We start from the raw sequence: 11,953 nt of genomic DNA, 5'->3' as shown, positions 1-11,953 counted from the left end.
TAATTGTTAATCGAAGACTGGCTAATTGTGTACCACCTTCGTATGGTTAGGCATTAGCCATTGGTCGCGATCGCTATTTCTTCTTTGCCACCCGCAATTGTTAACAATTCAGCCGAATCAGCGGCGCGGTCATACTGGCTGTGGCAGCTGCCATAATCGCCACCGCCGCACCTGCTTGCAGGTTCAACGCTGCGGCAGACTGCACGCTCACAGCACCGCCAGATTGCAGCGACAAAGCCGCACCAGATTTCATAGTGGCAGCACCCCCAGACTTCAAGTCTAAGATTCCGCCTGCTTGAGCGCTTAATTTGGCTGCGGTTTGAAATTCTATGCCAGCAGGTGCCAGTTTTATACTGCTAGGACCTGATTGCAGCAGAATTTCCAATGGTGCTGAAATACTCACTTTTTGCACTGCCTGCATCGTGATGGTATTAGTCGTGTCATTCATCAGCAACTTCTGACCGCCAGTGGTTGTAATATCCAGCCTCTTATTGAGATCGTCAATTAATATCTTATGACCGCCTTTAGTTTTAATTTCGATCTTCTTATTTTGATCGTCTAGGCGTACATAATGACCGTCAGTGGTTTTAATTTCCACAAACTTTTCGCTGTCATTCATGTGACATTTATGAGCGCCTATCGTCTCAATATAGAAGCCAGCCTTACTGGTATCTTTATCTTCTTCCACAAACTGAAATTTATGCCCGGTACGGGTTTTAAACGTCCGCAGCCGGACTTTTCCCTCACCTGAAATTGTATTATTCACATCTTCCGGCGGTGCATCTTTACCATTCCAGACTCCGCCAATGACGTAGGGGCGATGGATATCGCCGTGTTCAAAGGCAACTAATACCTCGTCGTTGACCTCTGGCAGACAGTCAAAACCGCGATTTACACCAGCTCCTGCCCCCACCACTCTTGCCCAGTTACTTTCGTGTTCCTCTGTTAAAGTGGGGAATTTTACTCTAACTCGACCCCATTTTTTGGGATCTTTGTTATTGGTGACAATCCCCACTAACAACGTTTGTCCGGCTTGAAGATGGGTTCGGGGAGACAAGGTTGCTAGAAGATCGTCTCCCCGCAATCCCCGCACGCTAAATTCGGTAGTATAGAACCGTTCCTGGTAGACGTGACGGGTTGTCGTGACGTAATACTTGCCGCTGTATTTTCCCATACTTGCCAAGTTTATGACCCGTCCCGGTCGAATTCGAGGATCGCCCTCAGCCTTGGCATCAGCGTAGACAAATTCCCCCGATAATTCGTTATACAAAGCTTGCGCGATCGCGTCTGATTCTGCCTGAGAAGAGACTGGCTGATCGACAACAATCATCTTGGGGGTACTGCTAAAGCTAGTGCTAGTCGCTTTGCCCTTACCTTGTTTAGTATCGGTAATGACCTGTGTTGTTTGACTACTTTTAGTAGATGCAATCACCTGTTTACTTTTATAATCCCAAGCTCTCACTTCAACAGAATCTACCTGTTCTGCACTTGTCACCCGAACCTGGAAACTATGTATTTCTTGCAACCACTTGAGAGCCAAAGAATCACCCGCCACCGGCTTGCGGAAGTGCAGTTTCCCATCTTGCACAAACAACTCAAAGCCGTTCCGAGCTGCCCGTTCTCGCAAGAATTCCATGTTGGTTTGATTTTCTTGGAAAATATAGCCAACTGGATCGCCAAAGCCATAAGGACCCCCGCTTTCGTCAATGGTGCCCGCTGTAATCCCCAATTCACCGATAATCTGCCGAACAATGTCAGTATCGGTCATGTTTTGGAAAGAGCGGTTGTAGCGTCCCCGATGTAGGCGGTGGGAAACGTCATACCCGCGAATCACGACCGGAGCTTGAGAGCCACTGGTAAAGTGGGTTTCAATTGCCGTAATCTCGCCATTCAGGATGTTACCTTGCTGTGTATCGTCAAAATCAGCATCTTCTGTAGTGCTGGATTTAAAACCAATCTGGACGGATTTCCCAATTGTTAATAAGTTTTCGTAGCGCCAAAGTTCTTCTCCTTCGCGCCCCGGAAAGTAGTCGTTCCGGATGATTAGGGTAAACATGGCTGGGAGATGGAGGCTTTCTTCCACGGAGATTTGAAGAATATCTTCCATCAAACTCCCAGGAGCATCATCTCCATCAATCTTTATTTGGGGATGGGATATGTAGCGGGCTGTATTCTCTGGCATTTGTAGGCAACACGTAAATGATTTTAGATTCTAAATTTTAGATTTTGGATTAAAGGCTAACTGGCAATTTTTTTAATCTTTGGTATTTGAATAGGGGCATTCTACACGCTGATGATTGCCCAATTGTCGAAAGTATCTATAAACCCGCGCAGACATTAATCTCAGGACTTAGGCAAAGCTTATACATATAGCGTTTTGTAGGGGCAATCCCCCTGTGGTTGCCCTCAGATGTGGTGATGTGCGGCGAGTCCTGATCTAAAATCTAAATTCAAAATTTAGAACGAGAGTTTCAGCTAGTTTAGAAGAAACTCTACGCGATCGCCCATTCTCCAAAGGTCGAACTACAATTCTTTTTCTAACCATTCTGGTTCCGCGCCACCAAACAAATGATTACCACTCATGTCGCCTTTCGAGTCTTGCTGTCTCGACTCTCCCCGACGCGATTCACACTAGAAGGAGCTTCCGGAGAGCCTGGGGGGATAAGTACATCTACCTCGTGGAGGGTCAGGCTAGCTGAAGCCCGCACTGGAGTGCCATCAGGTAGAAACATGGTCAGTTCGTAGCTGAGTGATTGCACAAAGCAACGCAGGTATTCTTGGGCACCCCAGGTAAATACATAGACGGGCGGGACATCTTGACCATCGGCAAACTCAACAGCTTTTTTCAATTTGTTGATGTACCAGAGGACGCTGGTGCCTTCTTCATAGGTATCAAACAGAATCTCTGAGATGGTGAGCTTGTAAGGATCTATACTTTGGAAGCTGACTTTCGGCAGTCCTTTAGCAGTACGTGCGCCTTGAGGGGAATTGATTTGAACACTCCGGCTGAAGGAAAGTTTGGTGGGGTTGAACATGAACTCAATGGTGTCCACACCCTGCGCTGGAACCTTTGGAATAAGTTTTGCTTTGACCAGACGAGTGGTTGACATATCATTCTCCTTAATAATGGCAGTGACTTTACCAGGGCAGGCGTCCTGAATAGTTGTTTCCTCGACGCTCTCGCTCTATTTCCAACCGTTGCCGTATAAAACTATAGACCTCACGAGCTAGAATTTCTAAGTTGTCAGCGGCTTCCTCCGGTGAGGAATCATCAACGCTAGACAAGCTTTGATCGATTGCTCCTACTTGGCTATCAGCCTCCCCCATCAACTGTATAAGAGCTTCCATTCCAGAGGCTGATGTGCGACGCGAGGGCATGGAATATGTCTGAATAACATTGCCCAAACTATTGTTTTGTTGGGAATTTATCATGGGCTGGGAAATATTTGATTGGGAGCTGTTGTAGTCGGATGCTTTGGAAACTATCGGCTTTGGCGCTGCATCCCACGTCCTCGGTTCTGAGAGGGGTTGTACAACTATCGATTCGCTTGCTTTAGGTGTACTCTCGCCTAGTAATTCAAAAATACTTGACCAAGATGTTGGTATCTCTCTGGTGTTCGTAGAACTGTTTGCAGAAGGTAGAGTCTCAGAGGGAGAGGAAAGGGAAGAAGTTGCTGCTTGCACTTGTTCTATGCTGCTTGGAAATGCTGTAGCTTCTTGATTTTTCTTCCATGACTCTTCTGGCATTCTCTGGATAGGAATAGACTGCTCCGAAGCAGGCGAGAAGTTTGAGGTAATCGGTGCAAGGAAGGATGCCTCAACCTTCTTGCTTCCTGTGTCTGAAAATGGGGAAGCAAGAAGGTTGGATTGTTGAGCTAGAGGGCTGAGAATGGATAGATTTGTCAGCACTTGAGGTAATTGAGGCAGTTCTTCTCTCTCCTCAAGCGGCTCTGTTTCCACCAGAGGTTGTATAACGGTGGGTTCTGTAATTTGTGTGCTTTGGGGCACCTGTACAGGGGGATTGGCAGAGGATGTGGAAGCGATCGCATCTTCTGCCAATCCTGTCAATTTTTTACTTGCCGATTCGGTTGCTAATTTCGCTTGGATTACCGTAGTGTCTGACGTTGTTGTACTTTCAGGCACTTGTATGGAATCGGTGATGGAAGCGATCGCATCTTTTGCCAATCCAGTCAAATCTTCACTTGCCGATTCGGTTGCTAATTTCGCTTGCACAATCGCGTCTGGCGTTGTTGTACTTTCAGGCACCTGTATAGAATTGGTGGAAGCGATCGCATCTTTTGCCAACCTTGTCAAATCTTTACTTGCCGATTCGGTTGCTAATTTCGCTTGGATTACCGTAGTGTCTGGCGTTGTTGTACTTTCAGGCACCTGTATGGAATTGGTGGAAGCGATCGCATCTTTTGCCAACCTTGTCAAATCTTCACTTGCCGATTCGGTTGCTAATTTCGCTTGGATTACCGTAGTGTCTGACGTTGTTGTACTTTCAGGCACTTGTATGGAATCGGTGGTGGAAGCGATCGCATCTTGTGCCAATCCAGTCAAATCTTCACTTGCCGATTCGGTTGCTAATTTCGCTTGCACAATCGCGTCTGGCGTTGTTGTACTTTCAGGCACCTGTATAGAATTGGTGGAAGCGATCGCATCTTGTGCCAATCCAGTCAAATCTTCACTTGCCGATTCGGTTGCTAATTTCGCTTGCACAATCGCGTCTGGCGTTGTTGTACTTTCAGGCACCTGTATAGAATTGGTGGAAGAAGCGATCGCATCCTCCGTCTTTTGCGACAGTGGGGGTTCATCTGGTTCTGTGGCTACTGAAAGCACAGGTGCCTTTTGAACTAGCGATTCTACGTTTGTTGCAGGGGCTATGCTGTCCGAACGGTCAACTGTTATCTTATCGGAAGCGATCGCTGGCATTTCAACTGATTCTGCCTCTGTAACCGCAGAAAATGACATTGGCGACTCAATCGGTTCCGTAACATTTGATAACGTAGCTTCTCTGTGGTTTGCTGCTTCTGTTTCCGACAGGGGTTGTACAACAACTCGATCTGTAGTGACTTCCGGCACAGTGTTGGAAGTGGTCAAATTAGAGACTGCGGTTAATTCGCTCACTGCTGAAGTAAGTTCTAACTCTGTCTCTGGTGGCACCGATGCAACTTGTGGTGCAGTTAACGGCTGAGGCATTTGTGCCTTTTGAACTTGCAGTTCAGCTTGTAATAGCGGTTGTTCTACCGTTGGTTCGATGACGGCTGGATCTGGCTGCACAGATGAAGGCATAGTGGGCGAGGACGAGTCAGCCAGAGCGTTTTTCACCTGGCTCATCTGTTCTGGTGCTGTAATAAATGACGTGAGTTCCTCAATCGCTGATGCCCTTTGAACTTGTGGTTCTGTATCCGAAAGAGTTTGTCCTAAAGTTGGTTGGCTAGCAATTGTCTCTGGCGGTGCTGATGCTACATTTGGTGCTATTTGTTCGTCAATCGCTGGTGCCCTTTGAACTTGTGATTCTGTATCCAAAAAGGCTTGTCCTAACCTTGGTTCGGTTGCGGTTGTCTCTGTTGGCACCGATGAAAGCGTGGTTGAAGAGGGCGAAGTAGCGATCGCGTTAGTTATTTCAGATGTCTGTAGTGCCGTGGGGGTGTCAATTTCGGTTGCCCTTTGAACTTGATGAGGTTCTGTTTGTAACAGCGGTTGTTCCAGTGTTGGTACGGTTGTAAGTGTTTCTAACGGTGCTGATGAAGGCGTGGTTGAAGAGGGTGAAGTAGCGATCGCCTTGCTTATCTCACTTGCTTGTAGTGTCGCGGCTGCATCTGGTGTCGTGGAAGCCTCTATCGCTGCTGTCCTTTGAATTGTGCTGGGTGAGGGCGAAGTAGCGATCGCGTTGCTTATCTCAGATGTCTGTAGTGTCGTGGAAGCGTCAATCGCTGCTGTCCTTTGAACGGATGATTCTGTTTGTAACAGCGGTTGTTCTAGTGTTGGGACGCTTGTGGTTGGATTTGACGGTGCTGATGAAGGCGTGGTTGAAGAGGGCGAAATAGCGATCGCGTTGCTTATCTCACTTGCTTGTAGTGTCTTTGCTGCATCTGGTGTCGTAGAAGCCTCAATCGCCGCTGTCCTTTGAATTGTGCTAGGTGAGGACGAACTAGCGATCGCGTTAGTTATTTCACTTGCTGCTGCAATGGGTGCCGTTTGTTCGTCAATTTCTACTGCCCTTTGAATTTCGTCGGGTTCTGTTTGTAACAGCGGTTGTTCCAGCTTTGGGGCGGTGGCAAGTGTTTCTGTTGGCACCGATGAAGGCGTAGTTGAAGAGGGCGAACTAGCGATCGCGTTAGTTATTTCACTTGCTGCTGCAATGGGTGCCGTTTGTTCGTCAATTTCTACTGCCCTTTGAATTGTGCTAGGTGAGGACGAACTAGCGATCGCGTTAGTTATTTCACTTGCTGCTGCAATGGGTGCCGTTTGTTCGTCAATTTCTACTGCCCTTTGAATTGTGCTAGGTGAGGACGAACTAGCGATCGCCTTAGTTATTTCACTTGCTGCTGCAATGGGTGCCGTTTGTTCGTCAATTTCTGCTGTCCTTTGAATTGTGCTGGGTGAGGGTGAACTAGCGATCGCCTTAGTTATTTCAGATGTCTGTAGTGCCGTGGAAACGTCAATCGCTGCTGCTTTTTGAGCTGGTGGTTCGGTTGCTAAAACGGGTTGTACTAATGTTGGATTGGTTGCCCGCATGACTGGCAAAGCAGCATCTGCCGAGATCGGTGCGGCGTCAACATCGACCGATTCACTTAATTGTGAGTCTTGGGATTCTGCAAAAAAGGGTGAATTCTTGAAAGGATTATCCGGCGGAAATTCATCCGACATTTCCTCAGAGAAAAAACCGGAAGGATTGAAAACTGTAATCGATCTCGCTCCTAACGGATGCAAAAATTTAGGATTTAGTAATTTCTGCCCTAACGGATTAGGTGGAAGCAAGGGGTTTTTGATCCCAAGGGGTTCTTGAGGTATCGTTTCTCCATCGGGAAGATTGTTCCTTGTTTCTGTGCCCTCATGTTCCGCCATATTTTTGTTGTATTAATTACTAGGCGAAGTATCCCAAACTATCGCGCCCACCGGAAATTGAAGAACCGCCAGTGCGTGACTTATCAACCTGCAAACCCTCGTATGACAGCGTTAACTCTTCAATCGCCACCGTATTGGAGTCTGCATTTAATGAGGCTGACTTCCAAGCAACAGGAACAGCACCAATTAGAGTCCAACACTGCATTGTTTCACCTGCCGGGTTGAATACTAAAATATTAATGTTACGACGTTCTTTCTTCGGAAGATTATTGCCTTTATTGCGCCCAACATCGCTTAATATTTTACTAATCCAATCCCAAAAAACTAAATCATTGGTGATGCCACGCTTGAGGGTTACGTCTGTAAATTCTGCCTGACCCAGAAAAATTCTCTGTTGATCGTTGACACCGCCTTCATAGTGTTTTTCAGCTTTTATCGTGACACCCAAGCCTTGGCACTCGGTGAAACAGGCAGTAATATTACTTTGAATTTCTACATAGAAGCGATTGGCAGTAACGTAGTTCAGTTCGCGGACGCTAGTGCCATTTTTGTTGTTTCCATTATTGCGACTTGATGTAGACGGCTGTGCTGGTGGCAGTGGGGCGGGCATCAGAAGTATCCTCCGTAGTTTCTACTGCGTTCCCTTTGACGACGTAAATCTTCAAGCATCAATTCATAGACGCGATCGCTCAACTGCCGCAGCAATAAAGGATCGCGCAGAACTTTAGCTGCTGTCTTTGAAACCGCAGTTTGGTTATCTTTAATGTTACTGGGAACTAAAGCCGGTGCGGCGTGCCCAGCCGGACGGGCGCTACTCCCAATGGGTTGTAGATAGGGTTGTGTCCCCAGATTAGCGATCGCGCCGGAAACCGCTGGTCGGGAAGAATACCTGTTCATAAAAAAACCAGAACTTCCTGTTATTTTAGGGCACCCGTTTTTGGCTGATTGCTAGACAAAGGTCTAAATTTAGCTAATAGCTATTCGCCATTAACCTCCAGAAATCTAATCTAGCAGGTGATTATCTAAAAACTATTCTAGCGGTTGCAACGGCACCAGTCCTGCTTTGCTCAGCAGTCGCTGTGCCTCACGAGTTCTTAGCAAATCGGCAAACTTTTGACCGGCAGGGATACGGCGGTTGTCTCCAGAATAAATAACGGTTATGGGATATGCCAAAGGGTAGGTGCTATTCTTGAAAAATTCCCTGTTAGGACGATAACTTCCTTTATCATCGCAGAGGTCGGTTGTTGGCTCTACTGGCTTCCCATTGTCTTGAATTAACGCCTGTATTGCCGGTTTATTACCATCTTTTAAAGCTAAAGGATAAGCCGAACACTGACCGAAAACTTTGCTAATTGTGCCAAAGGCAATTCCCCCGACTTCATCATCCTCAAAGTCCCGAATCACCTGTCGCAGAGTCTCGAAGGTAGACAGACGCTGAATTTCTGGCTCGAAAGAATTTTTAAACAAAGGACGTGGCTGCTCGCTCTTTTGAATTAATTTTCTAAATAGAGCAATTTGCCGCTGATCTTTGAGAACCCGTTGCTCAAATATTCGTACTGCCTCAGTTTCTTTCGGAATATAGAGTTTTACAGGTAAATCAGGACCTCCTAAATCTTGCCAATTAGTGATTTCGCCAGTGTAAAGCTGACGCAATTGTTCAAAAGTAATTTGACCATTGAGAGCCTGAGGAAGACTTTTATCTCTTTTGGCATAGCTGAAGGCAACAAACACGACCAGCCCATCGTAGGCAACTTCTTTATACTTTAGTTCGCTTGTCAAATTACTCACCAAGCTGGAAATCGCAAAGTCTACTTGTTGCGATCTGACTTTAGCGATCGCTTCCTCTCCAGAAGGCTCAGCTTGATAATTCAACTCTAATTTTGGCTGACGTTCTCTTAGTTTGTCTTCTAAAGTTTTATTCTTCGAGATGAGATTGGCGTGGCGCAATATATAGCTCCACGTTCCGTCTTTTTCCGCTGTGTAAGTAAACTTACCAGCAGGAATACCAGGAATTTCCTTGATGCAACAAACCAGAAAATCATCATCGGCGGCACGATTACCAGCTTGAGACTTCGGAATCAGAAACCAGATCAATATTCCCAACAAAGTCACTCCCAGAACACCCAACAACAGCCAGGGAGGACGACGCTTGGGTTTCTCATTTTCTAGCGGCGCTGTGTCTAAAACTACAAGATCGACTGGTTTCTCCGGCGGCAGTTTCAACAGTGCCTGTCGTGCTTCCTCAGCACTCTCAAAACTGACATCTAGCCCTAAAAGGCGAAAAATGAACATTTTGAGGTGAGGTTCCACCACAGGCCATTGCTGCTCATCCTTAGGGTCAAGAAGCTGACCGGAAACGGGGTCAGTAGAGCGTCCTACTAACAGGTAAAAAGCCACGTATCCCAAAGCTACTAAGTCTTGGGCATCTGTAGGGATAATGGTTTGGGCAGTTGGCAGGTCGAACAGACGTTCCCAAAGCGCCAAATCACACACATGGATAAAAAATTTCTGGTCGTCTGCCACCATGAGCAGGCTATCTAAACTAATATTGCCGTGAGCGATTCCCTGCTGCACCTGACCGGAGGGCAGACTGAACTTTTGACCGTGGAGAAACTCTAGGGTTTGTAGGACTTGGTTGAGGACTTGGCGCACTTGCCGACTGGTCATCGAACCATTGGCGGCAAGGCAGGCGTTTAGAGTTGGATGCGTATCTAAATTGCTAGTAGTAACGAGGTAGCAGCGTTCCTCAATCGGGTCAGAAATGGCGTCCCAAGGGTGACGCAAGCGAACATCTTGGACTCTTCCATCTGCTAGACTCAAACCCGCTGCTAACTCGAAGGTTTGCTGACGCAGGCGAGTTTCTTCCTCGTTGAAACAACGGTTGGGAAGTAGGTACTCTTTAATCACAACTGGCTGCTGATCGGCAACCTGAATTCCCTTGTACAGTCGCCCCATTCCCCGGCGTCCCAGCAAGCCTTCGATTCGATATCTTCCCCGACGCCCCCGGATTTCACTTTTATCGGCTAAGGTGGCTGGGAAACTACATTCCGAGCAATATTTAGCTGTCGGATCTTGCTGAACCGTTTGTAGCGGCAAGGTACAGCTTAAGGCTTCACTATACTTGCAACGGTACTGTCTGTAGAGGTGGTCAACCCCCTGAACTTGCGTGGTAAATTGAGGCGGCGGTACTTCTGTTGGGTCTGATTGGGAAGTTGCTTCCTCTGGCGTTAGGGGATCGAGTTCGGTTTTGATTTCATCAACGACAGGTGCAATCCATTCGTATCGACTCAACCAACCGTATTGGTACAGTCTAAAATTGGGGGGGTTCCTCCTCAGAAACTCCCTCAGAATAATTTTGGGAATGTTTGTCAGTGCCACCGAAAATTCTCCGGATAAGCGATAGGTGGATGGTAAAGTAACATTGATTTAGCGCACTTGGAATATACAGCTATGGCAACAGAGGAAGTAATAAAACTTTTCAGAGCTGTTCAAACTGACCCCGCCTTACGGGAGAAGCTCAACTCTGCACCCGACTTGGAAACATTAGTCAAGATGGCTGAAGAATGTGGCTATAACTTTACAGTTGAAGAATGGAAAGATACAACCGGATTTAAGGTAGAAGAGTTGGAAGGGGAATTGTCGGAAATCCCTGGGTTATAAGTTTAATCAGCACTAGAGAACAAAAGCGCGATCGCCTTCTCATTTCACACCCAGCCTTTCACTTCAGCATCGGTGAGAGGTCTTTCCAGCTTGACATATTCGCTTTTTGCTGCTTGCAAAATGTGTTGCATCCCTACCGACTCATTGGCGTCTGCGGCGATAAAGGCTGCATTTAGGGCAATATTGCGAATGTTTCCACCGGCGACACTTAGCCGTGCCAGCTTCACGGGATCTAGCCCTTCAGTAGGCGTTTCTGTCGGGAAGATGCGCTGCCAAATCTCAGCTCTTTGGGTGGCATCGGGGAATGGAAACTGAACGATAAAACGAATGCGGCGCAGAAATGCCTGATCGAGAGAACCTTTTAAATTAGTCGTCAAAATTGCTAAGCCTCGGTACGCTTCCATGCGTTGTAGCAGGTAGGCAACTTCAATATTGGCATGGCGATCGTGGCTGTCTTTCACCTCAGAACGCTTGCCAAATAGGGCGTCAGCTTCGTCGAACAGCAGAATTGCTCCCCCAGCTTCTGCTGCATCAAATACGCGCCGCAGGTTCTTTTCTGTCTCCCCGATATACTTACTGACGACAGAACTTAGGTCGATGCGATAAAGGTCTAGCCGCAATTCTCCAGCCAGTACATCTGCTGCCATTGTTTTGCCAGTGCCGCTACCTCCCGCAAATAAGGCACTGATGCCCAAGCCGCGTCCGCCTTTGCCGCCAAATCCCCAGCTTTCGTACACTTTGGCACGTTGCCGAACGTGGGCGGCAACGTCGCGCAACACCTGTCGCTGTGCTTCTGGCAAGACCAGCTCATCCCAACTGGCTCCAGGGATGATGGGTTGAGCCAGGTCATTGAGTCTCTGACGGGCTTGTGAGCGACAGGTATCCCACAAGAGAGTGCTGAGAGTTTCTTGAGGAGGGAGGAGGGAGGGCTGAGGACTGAGGGCTGAGGACTGAGGGCTGAGGAGGGAGGAGGGAGGAGGGAGGACTGAGGACTGAGGGCTGGGGGCTGAGGAGGGAGGACTGGGGAGGGAGGAGGGAGGACTGGGGAGGGAGGACTGAGGAGGGAGGACTGAGGACTGAGGACTGAGGACTGAGGAATGAGGACTGAGGACTGAGGATTTAGGACTGAGGACTGAGGATTTAGGACTGAGGACTGAGGAATGAGGACTGAGGACTGAGGATTTAGGACTGAGGACTAGGAATGAGGATTTAGGACTGA

8 protein-coding genes are annotated in these 11,953 nt (G+C 47.7%); 1 reads left to right on the top strand and 7 read right to left on the bottom strand.

Annotated features, from left to right (window positions below):
- Positions 1 to 100 precede the first annotated feature (100 nt).
- The 6 genes from AC2VDX_RS04560 to AC2VDX_RS04535 all read right to left on the bottom strand — a co-directional run bounded on the left by AC2VDX_RS04560 (position 101) and on the right by AC2VDX_RS04535 (position 10,452).
- The gene (locus AC2VDX_RS04560) at positions 101 to 2,182 is read right to left on the bottom strand and encodes a VgrG-related protein (RefSeq protein ID WP_378176916.1); all 2,082 of its coding nucleotides are present in this window, start codon (positions 2,180 to 2,182) and stop codon (positions 101 to 103) included.
- 397 nt (positions 2,183 to 2,579) lie between these two features.
- Positions 2,580 to 3,110 (bottom strand): CIS tube protein, encoded by a 531-nt coding sequence (locus AC2VDX_RS04555; protein ID WP_378176918.1) that lies wholly within the window; start codon positions 3,108 to 3,110, stop codon positions 2,580 to 2,582.
- A 28-nt stretch (positions 3,111 to 3,138) separates the two neighbouring features.
- Entirely contained in the window at positions 3,139 to 7,074 is a 3,936-nt protein-coding gene (locus tag AC2VDX_RS04550; protein ID WP_486928106.1) for a hypothetical protein, read from the bottom strand.
- Between the two features lie 19 nt (positions 7,075 to 7,093).
- Positions 7,094 to 7,684, bottom strand: a complete 591-nt coding sequence (locus tag AC2VDX_RS04545) for a phage tail protein (RefSeq protein ID WP_378176924.1) — start codon at positions 7,682 to 7,684, stop codon at positions 7,094 to 7,096.
- Positions 7,684 to 7,971, bottom strand: a complete 288-nt coding sequence (locus AC2VDX_RS04540; protein ID WP_378176927.1) for a hypothetical protein — start codon at positions 7,969 to 7,971, stop codon at positions 7,684 to 7,686. The genes AC2VDX_RS04545 and AC2VDX_RS04540 overlap by 1 nt, the downstream gene beginning before the upstream one ends.
- A gap of 132 nt (positions 7,972 to 8,103) precedes the next feature.
- Positions 8,104 to 10,452: a substrate-binding domain-containing protein gene (locus AC2VDX_RS04535; RefSeq protein ID WP_486928105.1), complete on the bottom strand. Its 2,349-nt coding sequence runs from the start codon at positions 10,450 to 10,452 to the stop codon at positions 8,104 to 8,106.
- 72 nt (positions 10,453 to 10,524) lie between these two features.
- Between AC2VDX_RS04535 and AC2VDX_RS04530 the strand changes: the two genes are divergently transcribed.
- On the top strand, positions 10,525 to 10,734 hold the full coding sequence (locus AC2VDX_RS04530) for a Nif11-like leader peptide family natural product precursor (protein ID WP_378176933.1): 210 nt from the start codon (positions 10,525 to 10,527) through the stop codon (positions 10,732 to 10,734).
- A gap of 44 nt (positions 10,735 to 10,778) precedes the next feature.
- On the opposite strand, the gene AC2VDX_RS04525 is transcribed toward AC2VDX_RS04530, so the two are convergent.
- On the bottom strand, positions 10,779 to 11,953 hold a 1,175-nt coding region (locus AC2VDX_RS04525; RefSeq protein ID WP_486928104.1), incomplete at its 5' end, for an ATP-binding protein.

The organism is Coleofasciculus sp. H7-1 (assembly GCF_057473865.1).
The sequence above is the reverse complement of the archived record's forward strand: the minus strand, read 5'-3'. Positions and strand labels throughout refer to the sequence as shown.